This window comes from Luteimonas aquatica (genome assembly GCF_022662575.1).
Taxonomy (GTDB): Bacteria; Pseudomonadota; Gammaproteobacteria; order Xanthomonadales; family Xanthomonadaceae; genus Luteimonas; species Luteimonas aquatica.
Genome location: NZ_JALBFU010000001.1, coordinates 753312 through 777140, shown reverse-complemented (window position 1 = coordinate 777140; position 23829 = coordinate 753312). Strand labels below are relative to the sequence as shown.

Here is a 23829-nt window from a genome sequence, read left to right as displayed (position 1 = left end):
GCCGATCGCGGCGGCCGGGCGCCGGGTCCGGGAGGTCAGTACCACTCCATGAGCGATACGCCCAGGCCGATGTAGGTCGCCCGGTGGTTGTAGTCGATCAGGCTCTCGCCGTAGCCGTCGAAGACCTGCAGGTGGCCGCGCAGCTGGTTGTGGATCGGGAAGCCCCAGTCGAACTGCAGCGCGCCATGCGAGCGGTCGCCGCCGCGCAGCGAATGGCGCGCCATCAGCGAGAACTGGTGCTGGCCCATGGTGTGGACGACGGTCATGTCGCCGCGTCCCATGTAGTCGGAGATGTCCGGGTTGTCGTCGTCCTTGCCGCTCTCCGAGACGCGGATCCACGGCCGCAGCATCACCGCCCAGTTCTCGCGGTCGAAGCCGAAGTTGAACATCACCCGGTTCCAGCTGCGCGAGAGAGGGTCGGCGCGGCCGTTGGACTGGTGGTTGATGCCGATCGCGCTCATTCGCCCCTTCCAGCCGCCGATGCTGTAGTTGTTGCGGAACACCAGCAGCACTTCCGGCTCGTAGTTGGTCTCGCGGAACGGCCGCGACGCCTCGGCGTTGTAGACCTGCCAGCGCGAGCTCTGCGTGTAGCCCATCCACAGGTCGCCGTTGTCGCCGAACAGGTTCTCCAGCGCCTTGGTCTTGAAGCTGATCTGGAACTTGGCCTCGAAATCGTCCAGGTCCTGCGGCGTGGTGACGGTGTTGAGCGGGTTGGGCGAGGTCGGCGTGGTGTTCTGCTTGCTGCTCCAGAACACCGGGAACAGGTAGACCGGCTTGTAGGCGCGGAAATTGAAGGTGCCGAGCTTGGAGTCCTTGGCCAGCTCCCAGCGGCTGTCGAGCAGCGAGCCCTTGCCGGCGTTGGCCAGGGCGTCCTCGCCGGGCTCGGAGCGGTACAGGTCGCTGAAGGCGCGCTTGGCGCGTTCCTTCTGCGACAGCGCGGTGCGCTCGGCGTCGCTCGCCGCCGCGCGCTCCTCCTTCGCGGTCTGCGCGGCGGCGTCGGCCTGCGCCGGGCTCAGGCTCTTGCGGCCGGCCGCGGCGTCGTAGCAGGCCAGGCGCGTGGCGTCGTTCTCCACCGCGGTGCAGGCCTCGATGCCGGCCGCCGGCGGGGATTGCGCGAACGCGCAGCCGCAGGCGAGGAACAGGCCGGACAGGGCCAGGCCGGAGAAGGCCAGGGCGGCGAGGTAAGGTCCGGTCGAGGGCGGGGCGGCGTTGCGCCGGGCGTGGGTCATGGCGGGGGAACTCCGGGCTCGAGCATGTTGCGGCCTTCGTCGGCGCGTTGCGCGGCGGCGAGCTGGTCGTCGATGTCGGTGTTGACCGAGGTGTCGATGTCCTTGTCGTGCAGCGGCTCGACCGGCGCGGACGCATCCTCGGCCTGACCGCGTTCGCGCGAGGTGACGACGTGATAGACCGTGCGCGGCGATTCGATGCCGGCGCGCGCGTAGGCGGCCTTCACCGCGCGGATCGCCTCGCTGCGCACCTTGCCGAGGTCGTTGACGCGCTGGTCGACCCAGCCGTAGTAGCGCAGGCCGGTGCCGTTGGGCGTGTAGTCGACCACCACCCAGGACGGCGCCGGGTCGACGAGCACGCCCTCGACCCTGGCCATCGCCGCGGTGCCGAGCGTCTGCGCCTCGCGAATCGACTGCGCGCCGTCGATGGTGATCACGAATTCGAAGCGTCGGTTCGGATTCTGCGAATAGTTCAGCAGCACCGACTTGAAGACCAGGGCGTTGGGCAGGCGCAGCTGGTTGCCGTCGAGCGTGAGCAGCAGCGTCGCGCGCGAGGTCAGCGCCACGATCTTGCCCTCGTAGGCGTCGATCTTGACGTGCTCGCCGGGCGAGAACGGCCGCTGCATGCTCAGCAGGATGCCGGCGATGTAGTTCTCGGCGATGTCCTTGAAGGCGAAGCCCAGCGCCAGTCCCACCAGGCCCGCCGAACCGAGCAGGGCGCCGACCAGCGAGGTGGCGCCGAGCAGGTCCAGGGCGAGCAGGATGCCGACCAGCACCGTCACCGTCTGGATGGTGCGGCGCACCAGATTGTTCATGTACGGGTTGTCGCTGCGCAGGCGCAGCCAATGCAGCCGGCGCGCCAGGAAGCGGCCCAGCCACACCGCGGCCAGCACGATCAGCGCCGCGAACACCAGCAGCGGCAGCGCGGCCAGCAGCTTGAGCAGCTTGCCGGTGACCTGTTCGTAGGCGGCCAGGAAGCGGTTGTGCAGGTTGCTGTCGAGCGTGATGGCGTTCTGCACCGAGGTCACGCCGGGGACGGCGGTGGCGATGTCGCCGGCCTGCTTGCGCTGCTCCAGCTCGAGCACCGTGCCGTCGAGCCTTGCCACGCCGGCCTCGACGGTCGCGGTGACGTTCTTCAGGCCCTCGGCGGCCGCCAGCTGGGTGCGCAGGACGGCGACCGCTTTCGCGTCGGCCGCCGCGACCGGATCGGCCGCGGCCAGGACGGGTGCCGCCAGCGACAGCAGGCAGAGCAGCAGCAGACGGATCAGGTGTTGGCGAAGCGGGTTCATGGGGCGGGCAAGGGCGCGATCGGCGACGGGCCAGTCTACCCGGCGCGCCCCGCCGCCGGTGCGCGGTGGCCTCAGCGCCACCACGCCAGGGCGAACAGCGCGAACATCGTGCAGGCGAGCGCGATTTTCAGCGCGACGCCCAGGGCGATTCCGAGCCAGGTGCCGAGCCCCACCTTGGCCGCCTGGCCGACGCGCTGCGAGTCGATGGCGCGCCCATGCCACAGCTCGCCCAGCGCCGCGCCGGCGAAGGGGCCGACGAACAGCCCGATCGGCCCGAAGAACAATCCGGCGAAGGTGCCGATCACCGCGCCGAGCAGCGCCTTGCGGCTGGCGCCGACGCGCTTGGCGCCGACGGCCGTGGCCCAGAAATCGACCGCGACCGAGACCAGCGTCAGCACGCCGAGGATCAGCAGCCACCACCATTGCACGCGCTCGAATCCGTCGGCGGCGGCGGCGACCAGCATGCCGGCGAAGATCAGCGGCACGCCGGGCAGCGCCGGCAGCACGATGCCGAGCAGGCCGACCAGCATCATCAGGGCGGCGATCAGGTACCAGACGACTTGCAGGTCCATGGGAGTCCTGTGGAGGGAAGGGAAGGCGCCGCCCGGCCGGGCCGAATATGAGACGCGCGTTGCGGATATTATCGGCAATACAACGGCTTGCGCGTCCGAAACGCCCGGAAAATCCGCCGCCGGGCGGGCGCCGGCGAGCAGATTGCATTTTCACAAGTGCCGGGTTAATTTGCTTGCGCTGCGTTTGTCAAGGCCCCAAGGTACTGGGGCCTGGATGCGTTCGATACGTGCTGCCGGCTCCACCGATCCGCGACACCGTTCCATTTCGCTTCCTGCTTGCGACCAGCCGCCGATACATCGCCAGAGATGGCCGGCGTTCCACACCAGACTGTTTACGGGGAGTGATACTGATGTCAGAGGGTGCTCGCGAAAACGGAACCGTGAAGTGGTTCAACGATGCAAAGGGCTTCGGCTTCATCAGCCGCGAGAACGGCGAGGACGTGTTCGTGCATTTCCGCGCGATCCAGTCCCAGGGCTTCAAGAGCCTGAAGGAAGGCCAGAAGGTCAGCTTCACCGTCGTGCAGGGCCAGAAGGGCCTGCAGGCGGACGCCGTACAGCCGCTGTAACCAGCCACCCGCCGCAACCGGCAGGTACCGGCCAAACGAAAACCCCCGGCAGCGATGCCGGGGGTTTTTTCGTTGCGGCCTGGTCCCGCTCAGTTCTGCGCCGGGTTGTTCTCGGCGAAGTACTCGTGGCTGTCGGCGTTGTTGAGCGCGCCGTTGGGATCGGTCAGCGCCAGGTTCTTGGCGCCGCTCTGGCCGTAGACCACGTCGTCGGTTCCGGCCACGACATTGAAGTGGCTCATCTCGTGGACCAGGGTGCCGGCCTTGGAATCGGTGCCGGTGACCGGCGCCGACCAGAAAGCCTTGCAGACGTAGATCTCGTAGGGCTGGTTCGGGTACACGTAGGCATAGGCGCTGCTGCTGCAGCCGCAGTTGACGGTGATCTGTCCGCCGTTCTGGTCCATGGCGCTGTCGATGGCCGTGAAGTGCTGCTTGGCGGTGTTGTAGCGCGAGCTGGTGTAGCTGCCGAACCAGGTGGTGTAGCGCGGGCCGGCGGTGCCGGCATTGAGGTAGTTCTTGCTGTTCTCGGTGTAGTTGCGCGCCGCGGTGATCGCCTGGTCGATGCTGTTCATGCGCGTGGTGGTGCAGCCCTTGTAGGTGATGCCGTTGACCAGGGTGCCGCCGCCGCCGGGCTTGCCCTTCTTCAGCACCGCGCCGAGCTGGTCGCTGCCGTCCACCCACAGCCGCAGGGGCGTGCTGCGCAGTTCCAGGGGTTGTCCGTTGAGGGCCTTCAGCATGCCGGTGCCGGCGCCCTGGCCGGCGACCGAGGCGTGCTGCAGCGGGGAGCGCAGCGTGACCGAGTAGTAGCCGCTCCGGCTCAGGTCGTATGCGCCGGAAAGGTCGACCTGGACGCGGTATTGCTGGCCGGGCTTGAGGACGGCGAAGTCCTCGGCCTGGGGCAGGCCGCGCTTGACCAGCTTGCCTTCGTAGGCGACCGGCTTGCCGTCGCGGCTGACCTGGAACAGGCTGGCCTCGAGGTCATCGGAGGGAAGGCGCTGCTTGGGGACGCGGACGGTGTTGCTGCTGGTATTGGTGATGACCACGTCCACCACGCCCAGCAGCGCTCCGGCCTTGGCGCCGGCCGCGCGCATTTCCACGCGCAGCGGATTGAAGCTGGTGGAGGGCTGGGCGGCGGTGCCGGTGATGCTGGCCCCGAGCAGGACGGTTCCTACGGCGACGCTCAAGACGGTGCTTTTCATCGATGTGTTTCCCCGCATGGTGGTGGTCGGTGGACGGATGAGGGCCTTCCCTGTCCGTCCACGTTAGCGCCTCGGCTCGCGGGCGATCACGCTGCAGATGCAGCAATATTCATGATCGTGACAAGCGCGTCATGAGAAAAAGAAAATGCCCGCCGGAGCGGGCATTTCCTTGGCTCGGAGCGCAGGTCGCCTCAGCGCAGATAGGCGGTGCCGCCGCGGACCTCGACATACGAGCCTTCGCGGATGCCGCCCAGGTCGCTTTGGGTGAAGGTGGTGGTGCGGCCGTCGTTGAAGCGCACGTAGACGCGGTAGGTGCTCGAGGCCTGCACGCGGTTCTGGATGGCGTTGCCGGCCAGGGCGCCGCCGACCGCGCCGGCCACGGTCGCCGTGTTCTTGCGGCCCTTGCTGTCGGTGTTGTGGTCGGCGATCTCGCGCGCCGCGGCCGCGCCGACGATGCCGCCGAGCACCGCGCCGGTGGCGTTGGGCACGTTCTCGCCGCGGGCGACGGTTTCGATGCGGGTCACTGTGCCGCAGTCGCTGCAGTTGCCGCTGCCGTAGGAGCCGCCGCCATAGCCGCCGCCGTAGCCGGGCGAGGTGGTGGCGCAGCCTGCGGCCGCGAGCATGGCGATGACGGCGCCGGCACCGAGCAGACGAATCTTCATGGCATCCTCCGAATCAGGTTCGCGGCGGGATTCCGCGTCGATTCGAACTTAGAGGCGGACGCGTGAACCCGCCTCCAACCGCGTGCCGGTGGGGGAGCGCCGCCTCAGCCTCGATTCATGCGCGGGCGCGCGATGGGATCAGCCGCGGAAATCCTGGTGGCAGGCCTTGCAGGCCTCGCCGATCTTGCCGGCGGCCGCGCCGGCGCCGGCGCAGTTGAGCGGCGGCGAGGCGAGGGCGCCGTCCAGGGTGGCGCGCAGCTGGCTGGCGTGCTTGGCGAAGCGCTCGTCCTCGCGCAGGTCGCCGAAGGCGGGTTCGATGTCGTTGGACATGGTGCGCAGGGCCTGCAGGTGCGGCAGGATGTCGGTGGCGCTGCAGCGGTTGGCTTCGGTGCTGGCCTTCAGCTGGCCCACGTGCGCCTGCATCACCGTCATCACCGCGTCCGGGTAATGGTCCTTGCGCGCCTCGATCGCGCGCAGCGCCATCACCGTGGCGATCGCGCCCACCACCAGCCCGATCAGGAACAGGAAGAAGTAGCGGCCAAAGGCGGACGATTTCGGGGCGGGGTTGGGCGTGGTCGACATGGCGTGCTCCTGGCTGGCTCCGGCCGACCATAGCATGCGCGGCAGTTAGACTATGCGCATGCACGCTTCCCGTCACCGGGCCGTCGCCGAGGCGGCCGCCACCCCCATCGACGTGACCGCCGCAACGGCGATCCCTGCCCAGGCCGCAGCGGCCTCGGCTTTCGCGCGCGACGAGGCACCCTGGCGAGAGCGCTTCGCCGGCATCGACCGCCTGTACGGGCGCGGCGCCCTGGCGCGCTTCGCGGCCTGCCACGTCGCGGTGGTGGGACTGGGCGGCGTCGGTTCCTGGCTGGTCGAGGCGCTGGCGCGCAGCGGCGTCGGCGCGATGACGCTGATCGACGCCGACGATCTGTGCGTGTCCAACACCAACCGCCAGTTGCCGGCGCTGGAAGGACAGTACGGACGCGGCAAGGCCGAGGCCATGGCCGAGCGCTGCCGCGCCGTCAATCCCGGCATCGAGGCGCGCCCGCTGGCGAGCTTCCTCACGCCCTCGAACATGGAGACGCTGCTCGGCCCGGGCTTCGACCTGGTCGTGGACGCCTGCGACAGTTTCCGCAGCAAGGTCGAGATGATCGCCTGGTGCCGGCGCCGCAAGCAGCCGATCGTGACCGTCGGCTCCGCCGGCGGCCGGGTCGATCCGACCCTGGTGCGGGTGCGCGATCTCTCGCGCACCGAGCACGATGCGATGCTGGCGCTGGTGCGCAAGAAGCTGCGCGGCGAGTTCAACTTCCCGAAGGGCGCCAAGCGCTATTTCGGCGTGCCGGCCGTGTACTCGCTGGAGAACGTGCGCTATCCCCAGGCCGACGGCAGCGTCTGCGGCCTGCGTCCGCAACTGGGCGCGGACGCCGCGCTCAAGCTCGACTGCGGGGCCGGGCTCGGCGCCGCCACCCACATCACCGGCGCGTTCGCGTTCGCGGCGGCCGGTAAGGCATTGGAGATGCTGTTGAAGACGAAAGCCTCCTGAGCGGCTTTCACGGTGGAAGATACTTGCGGAAAAATCCGGGGAAACGGAGAGAAAACGTGAAAATTCCCTCGTCCGCGCTGTTGGCGGCGTTGTTGTCATGGCCAATGACGGTCGGCGCGCAAGCGCGGGACGGCGGGCAGGCGGTCGCGGCGGATGTGGCGCCAAGATCTGCGATCGCGCATGGAGACAAGGGTGCGAAACCGTCGGCGCAGCTTGTGGCTGCTTACGCGACTGCCCTGCGGACGCGGATTCTGTCCAGCTGGACACGCCCTGCTTCGGTCCCGAGCGGGGTGCGCTGTCTGGTCCGGATCCGTCAATTGCCGGGGGGCGAGGTCGTGACGGTTGGAGTCGATCCGAGTTGCCCGTATGACGATGCGGCGAAAAGATCGGTCGAGGCGGCCGTCCTGAAGGCGCAGCCGCTTCCGTACCGCGGGTTCGAACAGGTTTTCACTGAGCAGTTGCTGCTGAGCTTCGTGGCCAGCGACGAGTGATCGCCATCTGCTCGTACGGCGCGCTCACGCCGCGGCGCGGGCGTCCAGCCGGAACAGCCGGTGCGCGTTCGCCCCGGTGATCCGCGCGATCTCGTCCACAGGCGCCTCACGCAGGGCGGCGATGGCTTCGCAAACGGCGGCCAGCCGCGCCGGCTCATTACGCTGGCCGCGGATGTTCGCATCCGGCTGGTCCGGCGCATCGGTTTCCAGCAGCAGAAACTCCAACGGCATGCTCGCGGCCAGCTTGCGCAGGCGGCGGGCGCGTTCGTAGGTGACCGGTCCGCCCAGGCCGAGCAGGAAGCTGAGGTCCCACAGTTGCCGCGCCTGCTCCGGACTGCCGGAAAAGCTGTGCACCACGCCGCGCAATCCGCCGACGCGGCGGATCGAGGCGATCACCGCATCGACGGCGCGGCGCGCGTGCACGATCACCGGCAGGTCGAATTCGCGCGCCAGGCGCAGCTGCCCGTCGAAATAACGCTGCTGGGCGGCGTGATCGAGGCCCTCGACGAAATAGTCCAGCCCGCACTCGCCGACGGCGACCGGGCGCTCGCGCTCGACCCAGTCGCGCAGCGCCGCCAGGTCCGCTTCGCGATGCTCGGACAGATACATCGGGTGCAGGCCGTAGGCGGGATGGAGGCCGTCGCCGGAGGCGCAGATCTCGCGCAGCGCCGGCCAGCCGGCGGCATGGATGGCCGGCACGATCTGCCGCGTCACGCCCGCCTCGCGCGCGCGCCGCAGCACCGCGTCGCGGTCGGCGTCGAACTCCGGGGCGTCCAGGTGGACGTGGCTGTCGACCAGCATCGCGATCGACCGCTCAGCGGCGCGTGGCTTCGCCGTCGATGGCTCCGCCCGGCGCGGGCTTCTTGTCCCGCTTCCAGTTCGCCAGCAGCAGGGTACCGAGGCCGAGCAGCAGCTCGTCGACGAACGGGATCGGGTCCAGCACCAGGGTGTCGAGGACGAACAGGGCGGCCGTGAACACCAGCAGCTTGGGATAGCTCAGGCGGCCGAACCAGCGCAGCACGGGAGCGAGCAGGGGGTTGGGCATGGAAGGGCCTCGGGCGGACGGAACGGATGCGGCAAAGATGGGGCTTTGACGGGCGCGAAACGCGGTGTGCCCTACCATCGAGTTTAGCCCGCCGTCAGCTTCGCGCGCCGTCAGCCGGGGCGCCGTTCAGCTGGCGAATGCTGCAATTCCTCCCGACAGTAGAGCGGGTCATCCGCCACCCCAACCGAGAGGCCACCATGAACAAGAACACGATCGCCATCGCCATTGCCGCACTGCTCGTCGGTGGCGTGTCCGTCGCCGCCTTCCAGAGCGCTCGCAAGCCCGATGCCCCGGCGACCGCCGCGCAGCTGGCCGGCGATCCCGCCCTGGCCCAGGATCCGGCCCTGCAGGGCGACGCCGCCCAGGGCAACGGCATCCCGGCCGGCGGTGGCGTCGAGTATGCGGACGTGACCAATGTCAAGCCGATCACCAACACCGAGAAGCTCTACGCCACCGTGATCGGCACCGAGCCGGTGCGCGAGACCACCACCCAGTCGACCCCGCGCGAGGTCTGCAACGACGTCGTGGTCCAGGAGCGCCTGCCCGAGCGCGACGGCAACGTCGGCGGCACCGTGGCCGGCGCCGTCATCGGCGGCCTGATCGGCAACCAGGTGGGCAAGGGCAACGGCCGCAAGCTGGCGACCGTCGCCGGCGCGGTGGGCGGCGGCTTCGCCGGCCGCGAGATCGACCGTCGCCACGTCGGCGGCAAGGTCGTGGACCGCACCGAGCGCCAGTGCCACACCGTCTCCGACACCTCGCAGTCCTCGCGCGTGGTGGCCTACAACGTGACCTACCGCAACCCGGACGGCACCACCGGCACCATGCGCACCGGCAGCAAGCCGGGCAGCCGCATCGCCCTGGGCGACGAGAAGCGCACCGTCGGCTACGACGTCACCTACCGCTACGACGGCCAGGAGCGCACCGTGCGCATGGACAGCGAGCCCGGCCAGCGCCTGCCGGTGATCGACGGCCAGGTCGTCACCCAGACCGCCTCGGTCGACAACGGCGGCGCCAGCCGCAACTGATCCGCCGCGACCAGCGGGCGTCCACCATACGGGGCCGGAGCGATCCGGCCCCGTTCGTTTTTTCGGAATTCGTCTGTTTTGCGCGGATTTTTTGCGCCTGCGGACGCGATGGCGCGCGCGGGGACGGTTAAAATGCCCGATTCCCCTTCCCGAGACCGTTCCCCGCCATGGCCCTGCATCCCTACGACCTCTACGACGTCCGCTCCCTGCTCAGCGAGGAGGAGCGCGCCGTGCAGGACACCGTGGCCCGGTTCACCGACGAACGGGTGCTGCCGATCATCGGCGAATGCTTCGACCAGGGGCGTTTCCCCAAGGAACTGATCCCGGAGATGGCCGAACTCGGCCTGCTCGGCTCCTCGCTGCCCGAGGAATACGGCTGCGCCGGCCTGAACGCCGTCAGCTACGGCCTGATCTGCCAGGAGCTGGAGCGCGGCGACTCGGGCATCCGCAGCTTCGCCAGCGTGCAGTCCTCGCTGTGCATGTACCCGATCTACGCCTATGGCAGCGAGGAGCAGCGCCGCCGCTGGCTGCCGGACATGGCCGCCGGCAAGGTGATCGGCTGCTTCGGCCTGACCGAGCCGCACGGCGGCTCCGACCCGGCCAACATGAAGACCAATGCCCGCAGGGACGGCGGCGACTGGGTGCTCAACGGCTCCAAGATGTGGATCACCAACGGCAACCTGGCCGACATCGCCATCGTCTGGGCGCAGACCGACGAGGGCATCCAGGGCTTCATCGTCGAGAAGGGCTTCGCCGGCTTCGCCGCGCAGGAGATCAAGCACAAGATGAGCCTGCGCGCCTCGGTGACCAGCGCGCTGTACTTCGACAACGTGCGCGTTCCCGACGCCAACCGCCTGCCCAACGTCAAGGGACTGAAGGGCCCGCTCGGCTGCCTGACCCAGGCGCGCTACGGCATCACCTGGGGCCCGATCGGCGCGGCCATCGCCTGCCTGGACGAGGCGCTGAACTATTCCAAGGAACGCATCCTGTTCAACCGCCCGGTGGCGGCCACGCAGAGCGCGCAGCTCAAGATGGCCGACTGGGCGCGCCGCATCACCGCCGCGCAGCTGCTGTCGCTGCAGCTCGGCCGCCTGAAGGACGCCGGCAACATGCAGCCCACCCAGGTGTCGCTGGCGAAGTGGAACAACTGCCGCATGGCCATCGACATCGCCCGCGAGGCGCGCGACCTGCTCGGCGGCGCCGGCATCACCACCGAGCATTGCCCGATCCGCCACGGCCTGAACCTGGAGTCGGTGATCACCTACGAGGGCACCGAGACCGTGCATCAGCTGGTGGTGGGGCGCGAGCTGACGGGCATCAACGCGTTCTGAGGTTCGCGCACTTCCGCAGGCGAGGGACGGTCGAGCATGGACATCATGCATCTGCAATTGAAGACGGAGCGCCTGATCCTGCGCGTGCCGCAGCAGCAGGACTTCGACGGCTTCGCCGAGCTGTTCGGCGACGAGGAGGCCGCGCGCTACGTCGGCGGGGCGCTCGAGCGCGCCGCGGCCTGGCGCAAGTTCCTGCAGATGCCGGGCGCCTGGCTGCTGCAGGGCTTCGGCATGTTCTCGGTGATCGACCGCAGGAGCGGGGAGTGGCTGGGGCAGGCCGGCCCGTGGCAGCCGGAAGGCTGGCCGGGCACGGAGGTGGGCTGGTCGTTCCGCCGCGCGGCCTGGGGCAAGGGCTATGCCACCGAGGCGGCGCGCGCGGCGATGGGCTTCGCCTTCGAGCATCTGCGCTGGAAGGAGGTCATCCATTCCATCGATCCGGACAACGTCGCCTCGCAGAAGCTGGCCGAGCGGCTGGGATCGCGCAATCGCGGCCCCGGCCGGCTGCCGGCGCCGTTCGAGGACCATCCGGTCGAGATCTGGGGCCAGACGCGCGACGAGTGGCGCGCGCGCGATGCGGCGCGTTCGTCCTGATCGCGCCATCTGATCGAACCACGTCTGATTCCGCCATGACCGCCTCCGGCCCGATCCTGGAAACCGAACGCCTGCTGCTGCGGCCGCCGCAATTGCAGGATTTCGATGCCTGGGCGGCATTCATGGGCGACGACGCACATGTCCGCCACCTCGGCGGCGGCCAGCCGCGACCGGTCGCCTGGCTCGGGATGATGGCGGTCATCGGCAGCTGGACCGCCTGCGGCTTCGCCTTCTTCTCGGTGATCGAGAAGGACAGCGGCCGCTGGATCGGCCGTGTCGGACCGTGGCGGCCCGAGGGCTGGCCGGGACCCGAGATCGGCTGGGGCATCGCCGCGGACGCCTGCGGCAAGGGCTACGCGACCGAGAGCGCGGCGGCGGCCATCGACTGGGCGTTCGACGCGCTGGGTTGGCAGGAGGTCATCCACACGATCACCGCCGACAACCTCGCCTCGAAGCGGGTCGCGGCGCGGCTGGATTCGCGCCTGCTGCGCCACGACCGGATGCCGGAGCGTTTCGGCGACGCCGATATCGAGGTCTGGGGCCAGAGCCGCGAGCAGTGGCGGCAGGCGCGCGCGCGAGGCGGCCGATGAGCACGCCCGGCATCACCGTCTACGGCTATTCGACCTCGGGCAACTGCCACAAGGTGCGATTGCTGCTGGAGCAGCTCGGCCGAGCCTACCGCTGGATCGAGGTCGACAGCAGCAAGGGCGAGACGCGCACGCCGGAATTCCTGGACAAGAACGGCAACGGTCGCGTGCCGATCGTCGAGCTCGACGACGGCCGCGTGCTCGCCGAATCGAACGCGATCCTGTGCTGGCTCGCCGACGGCGATCCGGCTGCGGGCTTCCTGCCCGTCGACGCCTGGCAGCGCGCGCAGGCGCTGAGCTGGATGTTCTTCGAACAGTACAGCCACGAGCCCTACATCGCCGTGGCGCGCTTCATCCGCGGCTGGACGCCGCTGGATTCGCCCCGCCGTGCCGCCGAGCTGCCGCGTTGCCTGGAGCGCGGGCATCAGGCGCTGGCGGTGATGGAACGGCACCTGCGCGGGCAGGCTTGGTTCACCGGCCCGGCCTACGGCATCGCCGACATCGCCTTGTTCGCCTATACCCACGTCGCCGACCACGGCGGTTTCGAGCTGGCGCGCTATCCGAACGTGCGCGACTGGTTGGCGCGCGTGCGCGCTACGCCCGGCTTCGTCGCCATGCCCGGACCCGCCGCGGACAACGCCGCCTTGCTGGCGGCATCGGTTCTTCCCTGACGCTTTCTTCCCCCATGCCTTCGCCTCCTGGGCGCGGGCGATTCCGAGCATCCGCATGAACGCCACCAAGCCACCGATTCCCGCCCGCATGAAAGGCCTCAACCGCGCCGAGATCTGCGACGTCAACTTCCAGGAGTTCGTGCGCGACTGGAACGGCTCGGAAAGCCCGCGCCGGGATGGGCGGGCGCTTGCGAGGGATTCGCATGACGCGATCCTCGACGGCAGCGCGCTCGACGCCCGGGGCTTCCGCGAGCTGTTCGAGTCCCAGCTGATCTCGCGCCATCTCGACCTGATGGCACGCGTGCTGCGCGTGCAGAACAAGGTCTTCTACACCATCGGCAGCTCCGGCCACGAGGGCAACGCGATGGTGGCGCGGCTCACGCGCCATACCGATCCGGCGTTCCTGCATTACCGCAGCGGCGGCTTCATGGCCGAGCGCTTCCGCAAGCTGCCGGGCACGGACGGCAAGAAGCTCGATCCGATCATGGATTCGGCACTGTCCTTCGCCGCCAGCAAGGACGACCCGGCCAGCGGCGGACGCCACAAGGTCTGGGGCAGCAAGCCGTTGTGGGTGCTGCCGCAGACCTCGACCATCGCCTCGCACCTGCCCAAGGCCTTCGGTACCGCGATCGCCATCGAGCAGGGGCGGCGCATCGGACACGCGCTGCCGATTCCCGAGGACAGCATCGCCATCTGTTCCTTCGGCGATGCCTCCAGCAACCACGCCACCGCGCAGACCGCGTTCAACGCCGCCGCCTGGACCGCCTACCAGAAGCTGCCGGCGCCGGTGCTGTTCGTGTGCGAGGACAACGGCATCGGCATCTCGGTGAAGACGCCCGACGGCTGGGTGGGGCGCAACTTCCGCGACCGCCCGGACCTGGACTATTTCGCCGCCGACGGCCTCGACCTGGCGGCCGGCTACGGCGACGTGCAGCGGGCGGTCGAGCATTGCCGGCGCACGCGCCGGCCGACCTTCCTGCACCTGCGCACCACGCGCATCATGGGACATGCGGGCACCGACTTCGAGATCGAGTGGCGCAGCATCGAGGAACTGGTCGCGGTCGAGGCCACCGATCCGCTGCTGCGCTCGGCGGCGATCGCGCTCGAGTCCGGGCTGATGTCGAAGGACGAGGTGCTGGCGCTGTACGAGGATACGCGCAGGAAGTGCTTCGCCGCGGCCGAGGACGCCGACCGGCGTCCGCGCCTGTCGAGCCTGCAGGAGGTGATGGCGCCGCTCGCGCCGTACACGCCGGCCAAGGTCAAGGCCGAAGCCGAGCGTTCCGATTTCGCCGAACGCCGCCTGGCCGCGTTCGGCGGCGAGGCCAGGCTGCCGGAGAAGCAGGCGCCCAGGCACCTGGCCATCCAGATCAACAACGCGCTGCACGACCTGTTCTGCAAGTACCCCGAGGCGCTGCTGTTCGGCGAGGACGTGGCGCAGAAGGGCGGCGTCTACACCGTGACCAAGGGCCTGCACAAGGCATTCGGCAACCGGCGCGTGTTCAACACGCTGCTCGACGAGACCGTGATCCTCGGCCTGGCGCAGGGCTACGCCAACATGGGCATGCTGCCGCTGCCGGAAATCCAGTACCTGGCCTATTTCCACAACGCCTGCGACCAGATCCGCGGCGAGGCGGCCAGCCTGCAGTTCTTCAGCAACGGCCAGTATCGCAATCCGATGGTGATGCGCATCGCCTCGCTCGGCTACCAGCGCGGCTTCGGCGGCCACTTCCACAACGACAACTCGATCACCGCGCTGCGCGACATCCCGGGTCTGGTGGTCGGCTGCCCGAGCCGCGGCGACGACGCGGCGACGATGCTGCGCACGCTGGCGGCGCTGGCGAAGGTGGACGGCCGCGTGTGCGCGCTGCTGGAGCCGATCGCGCTGTACATGACCAAGGACCTGTACGAGGCCGGCGACGGCGGCTGGATGACCGAATACCCGTCGCCGGAGCAGGCGATGACGCTCGGCGAGGGCCGCGTGTACGGGGAAGGCGACGACCTGGTGGTCTTTACCTTCGGCAACGGCGTGCCGATGAGCCTGCGTGCGGTGCGCACGCTGGAGAAGAAGCACGGCTGGAAGACCCGCGTGGTCGACCTGCGCTGGCTGGTGCCGCTCAACGAGGACTTCATCCGCGAGCAGGCCGCCGGCGCCAAGCGCATCCTGATCGTCGACGAGGGCCGCCGCAGCGCCGGCGTTGGCGAGGGCATCATCACCGCCGTGGTCGAGGGAGGTTTCGGCGCGCGGCCGTTCCGGCGCGTGGTCGGCGCCGACACGTTCACGCCGCTGGCCGGGGCGGCGTTCCTGGTGATCCCTTCGGAGGAAGAGATCGTTGCCGCAGCCGAAACACTGGTGTAGTAATTGAGTGGATTGATGCCGTGGGCGGAATGATCCCTTCCGCCCCTGGCGTCTCTTCGGCGATCCTGGCGGGGTAGGCTGGCGCCCTTCGTCATCCACACGGGAGAGATCGCCATGAGCAAGATCAAAGTCGCCGTCCTGGTCGGCAGCCTGCGCAAGGACTCGCACAACAAGAAGCTGGCCAAGGCGGTCGAGAAGCTGGCACCGGCCGACTTCGCCTTCGATCACGTACGCATCGACGACCTGCCGCTGTATACGCAGGACTTCGACGACGACTATCCGGCGCAGGGCAAGCGCCTGAAGCAGCAGGTCGAGCAGGCCGATGCGCTGCTGTTCGTGACGCCGGAATACAACCGCTCGATTCCGGGCGTGCTGAAGAACGCCCTGGACATCGGCTCGCGCCCCTGGGGCACCAATTCCTTCGCCGGGAAGCCCGCCGGCGTGCTCGGCACCTCGATCGGCGCCATGGGCACCGCGCTGGCGCAGCAGCATCTTCGCAACGTGCTGGCCTACCTGGACGTGCCGACGATGGCGCAGACCGAGGTGTTCCTGCAGTACAAGGACGGGCTGATCGACGCCGAGGGCAACATCGGCAACGACGACACGCGCAAGTTCCTGCAGGGCTGGGTGGACAAGTACGTCGACTGGGTGAAGCTGCACATCCGCGGCTGAGCGCCGCTTGGCGCTCAGCGGCGCGGCGTGCCCGCATCGGCGTGCCCGGCGCGCCGCGCCAGTTCCGAGACCGCCTCGCGCGCGAACGCCGACAGCTCCGCGCCGTGCTCCTCGCGCAGGTACTGCACGATCCGCAGCCGCATCCGCGGCTCCCAGAAGCGCTGCAGGTGCAGGACCATGCCGTCGAGCGCGGCGGCACGGTCGGGTTCGGCATCGAAATAGCGGGCGATGTCGTTGGCCATCGCGGCCAGGCGGGTCGGATTCATCGGTCTGTCACGCGCTCGGGCCGGCGGACACGCGGCGCGGATGCGCGTACAGCGCATAGCCGTCGTCGCGGGCGAAGCCGATCAGGGTGAGGTTGCAGCGTTCGGCGAGCGAGATCGCCAGTGCCGTCGGCGCCGAGACCGCCGCCAGCATCGGCAGCCCGGCGCTGGCGGCCTTCATCGCCATCTCGTAGCTGGCGCGGCTGGTGACGACCGCGAAGCCGGATTGCGGGTCGAGCCCGGCGCGGAGCAGGGCGCCGATCAGCTTGTCGAGCGCGTTGTGGCGGCCGACGTCCTCGCGCAGCGCGAGCATGCGCCCCTGGGCGTCGGCGAAGCCGGCGGCGTGGGTGGCGCCGGTGCGCGCGTTGAGGCGCTGGCCGGCGTGCAGTTCGCGCAGCGCGCGCTGCAGCGCGTCCGCCGTGGCATGGACGCCTTCGCCGACCGGCGCCGGTTGGCGCAATGCCGCCTCCAGCAGTTCGCTCCCGCACAGGCCGCAGCCGCTGCGCCCGCTCAGCGAGCGGCGCCGGTGTTCGAGCGCCTCCTGGCGCCGCTCCGGAATGCGCAGGCGGATCTCCACCCCTTCCAGCAGGTGCTCCACGCGCTCGACGGCGGCCTCGTCGATGGCCTCGACGAGGCCCTCGCTCAGCGCGAAGCCGAGCGCGAAGTCCTCGAAATCGTCTGGCGTGGCCATCATCACCGCGAACGGCCGGTCGTTGTAGACGAAGGCGACCGGCACCTCCTCGGCGATGTGGTCGTCGAAGCGGCGCCGCGCGTCGGCGCGGTGGCGCTCCACCGGGCGCAGCACGCTGCCGGCCGGCTGCGCGGGCTGGGGCGGCGCTGGGGGATGCGCGGCCGGCTTCATCAGGCCGTCGTTTCCGGCAGCAGCGACACCTGCATGTGCTCGAAGGCCTTGTGCCGCTTCTGCCATTCCGAGGGCTGGGTGACGCGCGTGACCTGCACGGCGGTCACCTTGTATTCCGGGCAGTTGGTCGCCCAGTCGGAGTTGTCGGTGGTGATGACGTTGGCCCCGGAGCCCGGGAAGTGGAAGGTGGTGTAGACCACCCCTGGCTGCACCCGATCGGTGATGCGCGCGCGCAGCACGGTGTCGCCGGCGCGGCTCTCCACGCCGACCCAGTCGCCCTCGCCGATGCCGCGCTCCTCGGCGTCGTGCGGATGCAGCTCCAGGCGGTCCTCGTCGTGCCAGACGGTGTTGGCGGTGCGCCGGGTCTGCGCGCCGACGTTGTACTGGCTGAGGATGCGGCCGGTGGTGAGCAGCAGCGGATAGCGCGGGGTGACCTTCTCGCTGGTGGCCACGTACGGGGTGAGCATGAACTTGCCCTTGCCGCGCACGAACGCGTCCACGTGCATGGTCGGCGTGCCCTCGGGCTGCTCGGCGTTGCAGGGCCACTGGATGCTGCCCATGCGGTCCAGCTTCTCGAAGCTCACGCCGGCGAAGGTGGGCGTCAGGCGCGCGATCTCGTCCATGACCTCGGACGGGTGCGCGTAGGCCATCGGGTAGCCCATCGCGTTGGAGAGCAGCTGGGTGATCTCCCAGTCGGCGTAGCCGCGCGTGCCGTCGGAGTTGCGCGGCGCCATGATCCTGCGCACGCGGGAGATGCGCCGCTCGGCGTTGGTGAAGGTGCCGTCCTTTTCCATGAACGAGCTGCCGGGCAGGAACACGTGGGCGAACTTGGCGGTCTCGTTGAGGAACAGGTCCTGCACCACCACGCATTCCATCGCCGACAGCGCCGCGGTGACGTGCTGGGTGTCGGGATCGGACTGGCCGATGTCCTCGCCCTGGATGTACAGGCCGCGGAAGGAGCCGTCGAGCGCGGCCTCGAACATGTTGGGAATGCGCAGGCCGGGCTCGTCGTGCAGGCTGACGTTCCATTCCCGCTCGAACAGGCCGCGCACCGCGCCGTCGGAGACGTGCCGGTAGCCCGGCAGCTCGTGCGGGAACGAGCCCATGTCGCAGGAGCCCTGCACGTTGTTCTGCCCGCGCAGCGGATTGACGCCGACGCCGCGCCGGCCGATGTTGCCGGTGGCCATCGCCAGGTTGGCGATGCCCATCACCGCGGTGGAGCCCTGGGAGTGCTCGGTGACGCCCAGGCCGTAGTAGATGGCGCCGTTGGCGCCGCTGGCGTACAGCCGCGCCGCGCCGCGCACCTGCTCGGCCGGCACGCCGAGCTCGGCTTCCAGCGCCTCCGGCGAGCGCGACGGGTCGGCGACGTAGCTGCGCCACTTGGCGAAGGCTTCGGCCTCGCAGCGCTCGGCGACGAAAGCCTCGTCCACCAGGCCTTCGGTGACGATCACGTGCGCCAGCGCGTTGAGCATGGCGACGTTGGTGCCGGGACGCAGCTTGAGGTGGTAGTCGGCCCTGACGCGGGGGGTATGCACCAGGTCGATGCGGCGCGGGTCGATCACGATCAGCCCGGCGTGCTTCCTGCCCGATCCCTGGTCGGGGTGGTCGCGGCGCAGGCGCTGCTTCAGTTGCGAGGCGAACACGGGATGCCCGTCGGTGGGGTTGGCGCCGATCACCATGACCACGTCGGCGTCGCGTACCGAATCGAAATCCTGGGTGCCGGCCGACTCGCCGAGCGTCTGCTTCAGGCCGTAGCCGGTGGGCGAGTGGCAGACGCGGGCGCAGGTGTCGACGTTGTTGTTGCCGAAGCCGGCGCGCACCAGCTTCTGCACCAGGTAGGTCTCCTCGTTGGTGCAGCGCGAGGAGGTGATGCCGCCGATGGCGAAGCGGCCGTGCTCGGCCTGGATGCGCTTGAACTCGCGCGCGGCGTGGGCGATGGCCTCTTCCCAGCTCACCACCCGCCACGGGTCGGTGATCTTCTCGCGGACCATCGGCCGGGTGATGCGGTCGGGATGGGTGGCGTAGCCCAGTGCGAAGCGTCCCTTCACGCAGGAGTGGCCGTGGTTGGCGTGGCCGTCGGCGTTGGGCACCATCCGCACCAGTTCCTCGCCCTGCATCTCGGCGCGGAACGAGCAGCCCACGCCGCAGTAGGCGCAGGTGGTGACCACGCTGCGCTCGGCCTGTCCCATGGCGATCAGCGATTTCTCCGACAGCGTGGCGGTCGGACAGGCCTGCACGCAGGCGCCGCAGCTCACGCATTCGGATTCGAGGAAGGACTGGTCCTGGCTGGCGGCCACCTTCGAGCCGAAGCCGCGGCCCTGGATGGTCAGCGCGAAGGTGCCCTGGACCTCGTCGCAGGCGCGCACGCAGCGCGAGCAGACGATGCACTTCGATGGGTCGAAGGTGAAGTAGGGGTTGGACTCGTCCTTCGGCGAATAGAGCGGGTTCGGCACTTTTTGGGAAGTGCGGACATGGATGGCCGCTGTTCGATCTTCGCGAGCAGGGACGCTCGCATCGACATGGTTGGCGCCGTCGTAGCCGTAGCGCACCTCGCGCAGGCCGACCGCGCCGGCCATGTCCTGCAGTTCGCAATGGCCGTTGGCCGGGCAGGTGAGGCAGTCGAGCGGATGGTCGGAGATGTACAGCTCCATCACGCCGCGGCGCAGCGCGGCCAGCTTCGGCGACTGCGTGCGCACCACCATGCCCTCGGCCACCGGCGTGGTGCAGGAGGCAGGATAGCCCTTGCGCCCCTCGATCTCGACCAGGCACAGGCGGCAGGAACCAAAGGCCTCGAGCGAATCGGTCGCGCACAGCTTCGGGATGCGCGTGCCGGCGACGGCGGCGGCACGCAGCACCGAGGTCCCGGCGGGCACTTCCACCCGCGCGCCGTCGATCTCCAGCCAGACCGTGCGCAGCGGCTCGAGCTGCACGAATTGCGGGGCGGGGGTGCCCAGATCCTGTTCGGCGATGGAACGCATACGCCCTCCTGTGTCCTAGCGCGCCGCCGCGGCGGCGCGGCGGCGGCTGACGAAATCTTCCGGAAAATGGTCCAGCGCGCTGAGCACCGGATAGGGCGTCATGCCGCCCAGCGCGCACAGCGATCCGTGCAGCATGGTCTCGCACAGGTCGCGCAGCAGCGCCTCCTGCGTCTCGTCGGCGGCCAGGCGATCGATCACCTCGACCCCGCGCGTGGAACCGATGCGGCAGGGCGTGCACTTGCCGCAGGACTCGATGGCGCAGAACGCCATCGCATAGCGCGCCTGTTCGCGCATGTCGACGCTGTCGTCGAACACCACGATGCCGCCGTGGCCGAGCATGCCGCCGACGGCGGCGAAGGCCTCGTAGTCCAGCGGCGTGTCGAACCGCGATTCGGGCAGGTAGGCGCCGAGCGGCCCGCCGACCTGCACGGCGCGGATCGGCCGTCCCGAGGCGCTGCCGCCGCCGTAGTCGTACAGCAGCTCGCGCAGCGTCAGGCCGAAGGCCTTCTCGACCAGTCCGCCCTGCTTGACGTTGCCGGCCAGCTGCAGCGGCAGCGTGCCGCGCGAGCGCCCGATGCCGTAGTCGCGATAGGCCGCCGCGCCCTCGGCCAGCACGAAGGGCACCGAGGCGAGCGTGATCACGTTGTTGATCACGGTGGGCTGGCCGAACAACCCGGACACCGCCGGCAGCGGCGGCTTGAAGCGCACCATGCCGCGCCTGCCTTCCAGGCTTTCCAGCAGCGAGGTTTCCTCGCCGCAGATGTAGGCGCCGGCGCCCAGGCGCACCTCCAGGTCGAAGCGATGCGCCGAGCCGCCGATGCCCGCGCCCAGCCAGCCGGCGTCGTAGGCGCGCGCGATGGCGGCGTTGAGCTTGCGCCAGGCGTGCGGGTATTCGCTGCGCAGGTAGATGTAGCCGCGGGTCGCGCCGGTGGCCAGGCCGGCGATGGCCATGCCCTCGATCAGGCAGAACGGATCGCCTTCCATCAGCATGCGGTCGGAGAACGTGCCCGAGTCGCCCTCGTCGGCGTTGCAGACCACGTATTTCCGCGCCGCCGGCGTTTCCAGCACCGTGCGCCACTTGATGCCGGCCGGGAAGGCGGCGCCGCCGCGGCCGCGCAGGCCGGAATCGGTCACGGCCTCGACGATCGCGGTCGGTGACATGTCCAGGGCGCGCCGCAGGCCGGCCCAGCCGCCGTGCGCGGCGTAGTCGTCGGAGTCGAGCGGATCGATCCGTCCGACGCGGGCGAAGGTCAGGCGCTCCTGCCGCGCGAAGTAGGGATGCACCTCGATGTCGCCCAGGCGCAGGCGGTGCGCGCCGCCCCGCAGCCAGTCCGCGTCGAACAGCGCGGCGACGTCGCCGGGCGCGACCGGCGCGTAGGCGACGCGTCCGGCGGCGGTGGCGACCTCCACCAGCGGCTCCAGCCAGAGCAGGCCGCGCGAGCCGTTGCGCACGAGATGCACCTCGATGCCGCGCGCCGAGGCTTCGCGGGCGATCGCCTCCGCGACCCGGTCCGCGCCCACCGAGGCGGCGGCGGCATCGTCGGGGACATAGATGCGCGTGGCGTTCAAGCGCGCTCTCCCTGCAGGCAGTGCGCGATCAGGGCATCGAAGCGCTCGGGCGTCACCCGTCCGTGCAGCGCGCCGTCCAGCAGCAGGGCCGGCGACAGGGCGCAATTGCCCAGGCAATAGATCGGTTCCAGGGTGAAGGCGCGGTCGCGCGTGTCGTGCTCGCCCGGCTTGAGTCCGAGATGGTCGCGCGCGTGCGCCTCCAGCGCGCGCGCGCCCATCGACTGGCAGGCCTCCGCCTGGCACAGCTTGACCACGTGGCGTCCGGCGGGCGCGCTGCGGAACTCGTGATAGAAGCTGATCACGCCGTGCACGTCGGCGCGGCTGAGGTTGAGCGCGTGCGCGATCGGCGCGGCCGCGCCCTCCGGCACGAAGCCGAGCGCTTCCTGCACGGCGTGCAGGATCGGCAGCAGCGCGCCGGGGCGCTCGCGATGCCGCGCGATGGCCTCGTCGACCGCCTGCCGCTGCGAATCGGCCAGTTGCGGCACGACCTGGGTGACCGAATCGATTTGCCTAGAGCGCTTGCCCATCGGTGGTTCCACTCATGATCCATGACACGATCCCTTCTCCCGCGCGGGGGAAGGGCGGCATCTGCGTCAATTGAACAACACGAAAGCTTTCCGAAGCGTGATCCACACGCCCCAGGCCAGCGGAATGCCCACCGCCAGCCAGCAGACGATCGCCAGCGCGCCCTGGCCGCCCGCAGCGGCGTGCGCCGAGTGCGCGCCGGCCGCGGCCGCGGCCGGCTTGGGCGGTTCGGTCTCGCGCAACTGCTGTTCGCTCATGTGGTACTTCGCGTCCACCGGCTTGATCAGCAGGTTGAAGACGAAGCCGAGCAGCAGCAGCCCCGCGAGAATGTACATGGTCTGGTCGTACACCCGCGCCGGGGGCAGTCCGCGCGCGAGCTGCCAGTCGCGCAGGTAGTTCACGATCAGCGGTCCGAAGATCCCGGCCGCCGCCCAGGCGGTGAGCAGGCGCCCATGGATGGCGCCGACCATGCGCGTGCCGAACATGTCCGCCAGGTAGGCGGGCGCGGTGGCGAAGCCGCCGCCGTACATCGACAGGATGATGCCGAAGCCGAGCACGAACAGCGCCACGCTGCCGGTGGCGCCCAGGTGCGGCGCGGACGCGTACAGCGCCATGCCGAGCAGGAAGAACACCGCGTAGGTGGTCTTGCGGCCGAGCTTGTCCGACAGCGAGGCCCAGAAGAAGCGGCCGGCGATGTTGAACAGGCTGATCAGGCCGGTGAAGGCGGCGGCGATCGTGGCCAGTTCCTTCAGCTGCGCCTCGTCGAGGGACTTGAAGCCCGCGTCCACGCCGATCAGGCGGCCGCCGAAGACTTCCTGCAGCATCGGCGAGGCCATGCCGATCACGCCGATGCCGGCGGTGACGTTCAGGCACAGCACCGCCCAGATCAGCCAGAACTGCGGCGTGCGCCAGGCCTGGTCGAGATGCACCTGCGCGCTGGTGATCATGGCGTTGCCGTTGTTCGCCGGCGGCGTCCAGCCGGCGGGCGCCCAGCCGGCCGGGGGCACGCGATAGCCGAGCGCGCCGCACATCATCGAGGCGAAGTAGAGCAGGCCCATCACCAGGAACGACTGCCACACGCCGACCGAGGCGTCGGTGGCGAAGTGCCGCATCAGCATGTCGGCCAGCGGCGAGCCGATCATGGCGCCGCCGCCGAAGCCCATGATCGCCATGCCGGTGGCCATGCCGCGGCGGTCGGGGAACCACTTGATCAGCGTCGACACCGGCGAGATGTAGCCCAGGCCGAGGCCGATGCCGCCGATCACGCCCGAGCCGAGCCACATCAGCCACAGCTGGTGCAGGTACACGCCCAGCGCCGAGATCAGCAGGCCGCCGCCCCAGCACACGGCCGCGACCACGCCGGCCTTGCGCGGGCCGACCCGCTCCAGCCAGCCGCCCCATAGCGCGGCCGAGCAGCCCAGCAGCACGAAGAACAGCGTGTACATCCAGCCCAGCATCTTCACCTGCCAGTCGCAGGTGGTGGTGAACAGCTGCGCCAGCGTGCCCATGTCCGCCGGGCAGGCGACCGGTTCGGTGATGCCGATCGCCTTGGACAGCGGCAGCCAGAACACGCTGAAGCCGTAGGCCATGCCGATGCACAGATGAATGGCCAACGCGGCCGGCGGTACCAGCCAGCGGTTGAAGCCGGGTTTGGCGACGATCCGTTCGCGCGATAGGAAACCGTGTCCTTGCTGCGGAAATTGCTCGTCCACCACGTCTGTGCTGGCCATGGACCCTCCCGAGGTTGCGGCTGGCTGAGACTGTCAGTCGGTAAATATGTTGTCGAGAACACAAGCGGTATGGGGG

At 69.6% G+C, this 23829-nt stretch carries 24 protein-coding genes; 10 read left to right on the top strand and 14 right to left on the bottom strand.

Going from position 1 to position 23829, the window contains the following annotated elements; genetic code table 11:
• Positions 1 to 35 precede the first annotated feature (35 nt).
• The 3 genes from MD221_RS03610 to MD221_RS03600 all read right to left on the bottom strand — a co-directional run bounded on the left by MD221_RS03610 (position 36) and on the right by MD221_RS03600 (position 3087).
• Positions 36 to 1229: a phospholipase A gene (locus tag MD221_RS03610; protein WP_242107879.1), complete on the bottom strand. Its 1194-nt coding sequence runs from the start codon at positions 1227 to 1229 to the stop codon at positions 36 to 38.
• Positions 1226 to 2515: a mechanosensitive ion channel family protein gene (locus MD221_RS03605; RefSeq protein ID WP_242107877.1), complete on the bottom strand. Its 1290-nt coding sequence runs from the start codon at positions 2513 to 2515 to the stop codon at positions 1226 to 1228. The genes MD221_RS03610 and MD221_RS03605 overlap by 4 nt, the downstream gene beginning before the upstream one ends.
• Before the next feature lie 71 nt (positions 2516 to 2586).
• Complete coding sequence (locus tag MD221_RS03600) at positions 2587 to 3087, bottom strand: DUF456 domain-containing protein (protein ID WP_242107875.1); 501 nt, start codon at positions 3085 to 3087, stop codon at positions 2587 to 2589.
• Positions 3088 to 3437: 350 nt separating this feature from the next.
• Here MD221_RS03600 and MD221_RS03595 point away from each other — a divergent pair, with 350 nt between their 5' ends.
• Complete coding sequence (locus MD221_RS03595; RefSeq protein ID WP_242107873.1) at positions 3438 to 3653, top strand: cold-shock protein; 216 nt, start codon at positions 3438 to 3440, stop codon at positions 3651 to 3653.
• Positions 3654 to 3742: 89 nt separating this feature from the next.
• Here the strand turns inward: MD221_RS03595 and MD221_RS03590 are convergent, their stop codons facing one another.
• The 3 genes from MD221_RS03590 to MD221_RS03580 all read right to left on the bottom strand — a co-directional run bounded on the left by MD221_RS03590 (position 3743) and on the right by MD221_RS03580 (position 6093).
• The gene (locus MD221_RS03590; RefSeq protein ID WP_242107871.1) at positions 3743 to 4849 is read right to left on the bottom strand and encodes a M35 family metalloendopeptidase; all 1107 of its coding nucleotides are present in this window, start codon (positions 4847 to 4849) and stop codon (positions 3743 to 3745) included.
• A gap of 191 nt (positions 4850 to 5040) precedes the next feature.
• A complete protein-coding gene (locus tag MD221_RS03585) occupies positions 5041 to 5511 on the bottom strand; it encodes a glycine zipper 2TM domain-containing protein (protein WP_242107869.1) in 471 nt (156 codons plus the stop codon).
• A 138-nt stretch (positions 5512 to 5649) separates the two neighbouring features.
• The gene (locus tag MD221_RS03580) at positions 5650 to 6093 is read right to left on the bottom strand and encodes a cytochrome c (RefSeq protein WP_242107867.1); all 444 of its coding nucleotides are present in this window, start codon (positions 6091 to 6093) and stop codon (positions 5650 to 5652) included.
• Positions 6094 to 6151: 58 nt separating this feature from the next.
• Between MD221_RS03580 and MD221_RS03575 the strand changes: the two genes are divergently transcribed.
• Both MD221_RS03575 and MD221_RS17615 read left to right on the top strand, forming a co-directional pair.
• The gene (locus tag MD221_RS03575) at positions 6152 to 7057 is read left to right on the top strand and encodes a tRNA threonylcarbamoyladenosine dehydratase (RefSeq protein ID WP_242107865.1); all 906 of its coding nucleotides are present in this window, start codon (positions 6152 to 6154) and stop codon (positions 7055 to 7057) included.
• A 56-nt stretch (positions 7058 to 7113) separates the two neighbouring features.
• The gene (locus MD221_RS17615) at positions 7114 to 7548 is read left to right on the top strand and encodes a TonB C-terminal domain-containing protein (RefSeq protein WP_425602193.1); all 435 of its coding nucleotides are present in this window, start codon (positions 7114 to 7116) and stop codon (positions 7546 to 7548) included.
• 24 nt (positions 7549 to 7572) lie between these two features.
• Here the strand turns inward: MD221_RS17615 and MD221_RS03565 are convergent, their stop codons facing one another.
• Both MD221_RS03565 and MD221_RS03560 read right to left on the bottom strand, forming a co-directional pair.
• Positions 7573 to 8355, bottom strand: a complete 783-nt coding sequence (locus MD221_RS03565) for a TatD family hydrolase (RefSeq protein ID WP_242108577.1) — start codon at positions 8353 to 8355, stop codon at positions 7573 to 7575.
• A gap of 7 nt (positions 8356 to 8362) precedes the next feature.
• Complete coding sequence (locus MD221_RS03560) at positions 8363 to 8593, bottom strand: DUF6116 family protein (RefSeq protein WP_242107864.1); 231 nt, start codon at positions 8591 to 8593, stop codon at positions 8363 to 8365.
• Between the two features lie 197 nt (positions 8594 to 8790).
• On the opposite strand from MD221_RS03560, the gene MD221_RS03555 reads away from it, so the two are divergent.
• From MD221_RS03555 to MD221_RS03525, 7 genes are all read left to right on the top strand, one after another.
• On the top strand, positions 8791 to 9618 hold the full coding sequence (locus MD221_RS03555) for a glycine zipper 2TM domain-containing protein (RefSeq protein WP_242107862.1): 828 nt from the start codon (positions 8791 to 8793) through the stop codon (positions 9616 to 9618).
• Between the two features lie 167 nt (positions 9619 to 9785).
• The gene (locus tag MD221_RS03550) at positions 9786 to 10949 is read left to right on the top strand and encodes an acyl-CoA dehydrogenase family protein (RefSeq protein ID WP_242107861.1); all 1164 of its coding nucleotides are present in this window, start codon (positions 9786 to 9788) and stop codon (positions 10947 to 10949) included.
• 36 nt (positions 10950 to 10985) lie between these two features.
• The gene (locus tag MD221_RS03545; RefSeq protein WP_242107859.1) at positions 10986 to 11540 is read left to right on the top strand and encodes a GNAT family N-acetyltransferase; all 555 of its coding nucleotides are present in this window, start codon (positions 10986 to 10988) and stop codon (positions 11538 to 11540) included.
• A gap of 35 nt (positions 11541 to 11575) precedes the next feature.
• Complete coding sequence (locus MD221_RS03540; RefSeq protein WP_242107857.1) at positions 11576 to 12130, top strand: GNAT family N-acetyltransferase; 555 nt, start codon at positions 11576 to 11578, stop codon at positions 12128 to 12130.
• Entirely contained in the window at positions 12127 to 12798 is a 672-nt protein-coding gene (locus MD221_RS03535; RefSeq protein WP_242107856.1) for a glutathione S-transferase family protein, read from the top strand. Before MD221_RS03540 ends, MD221_RS03535 begins: the two co-directional genes overlap by 4 nt.
• Positions 12799 to 12853: 55 nt before the next feature.
• Complete coding sequence (locus tag MD221_RS03530) at positions 12854 to 15154, top strand: thiamine pyrophosphate-dependent enzyme (protein ID WP_242107854.1); 2301 nt, start codon at positions 12854 to 12856, stop codon at positions 15152 to 15154.
• Between the two features lie 114 nt (positions 15155 to 15268).
• Positions 15269 to 15826: an NADPH-dependent FMN reductase gene (locus tag MD221_RS03525; protein WP_242107853.1), complete on the top strand. Its 558-nt coding sequence runs from the start codon at positions 15269 to 15271 to the stop codon at positions 15824 to 15826.
• A 14-nt stretch (positions 15827 to 15840) separates the two neighbouring features.
• Here the strand turns inward: MD221_RS03525 and MD221_RS03520 are convergent, their stop codons facing one another.
• The 6 genes from MD221_RS03520 to MD221_RS03495 form a co-directional block, all read right to left on the bottom strand.
• Positions 15841 to 16092, bottom strand: coding sequence for a formate dehydrogenase subunit delta (locus MD221_RS03520; protein WP_242107851.1), 252 nt, complete (start codon positions 16090 to 16092; stop codon positions 15841 to 15843).
• 7 nt (positions 16093 to 16099) lie between these two features.
• Positions 16100 to 16951 carry a formate dehydrogenase accessory sulfurtransferase FdhD gene (gene fdhD, locus MD221_RS03515; RefSeq protein ID WP_242107849.1) on the bottom strand — a complete coding sequence of 284 codons (852 nt, stop codon included), beginning with the start codon at positions 16949 to 16951 and terminating at the stop codon, positions 16100 to 16102.
• Positions 16951 to 19929: a formate dehydrogenase subunit alpha gene (gene fdhF / locus MD221_RS03510; RefSeq protein WP_242107847.1), complete on the bottom strand. Its 2979-nt coding sequence runs from the start codon at positions 19927 to 19929 to the stop codon at positions 16951 to 16953. Before fdhF ends, fdhD begins: the two co-directional genes overlap by 1 nt.
• A gap of 15 nt (positions 19930 to 19944) precedes the next feature.
• The gene (locus tag MD221_RS03505; protein ID WP_242107845.1) at positions 19945 to 21498 is read right to left on the bottom strand and encodes a formate dehydrogenase beta subunit; all 1554 of its coding nucleotides are present in this window, start codon (positions 21496 to 21498) and stop codon (positions 19945 to 19947) included.
• Positions 21495 to 22025, bottom strand: coding sequence for a formate dehydrogenase subunit gamma (locus tag MD221_RS03500; protein ID WP_242107844.1), 531 nt, complete (start codon positions 22023 to 22025; stop codon positions 21495 to 21497). The genes MD221_RS03505 and MD221_RS03500 overlap by 4 nt, the downstream gene beginning before the upstream one ends.
• Positions 22026 to 22091: 66 nt before the next feature.
• Positions 22092 to 23753 (bottom strand): OFA family MFS transporter, encoded by a 1662-nt coding sequence (locus MD221_RS03495; RefSeq protein WP_242107843.1) that lies wholly within the window; start codon positions 23751 to 23753, stop codon positions 22092 to 22094.
• Positions 23754 to 23829: the final 76 nt, after the last annotated feature.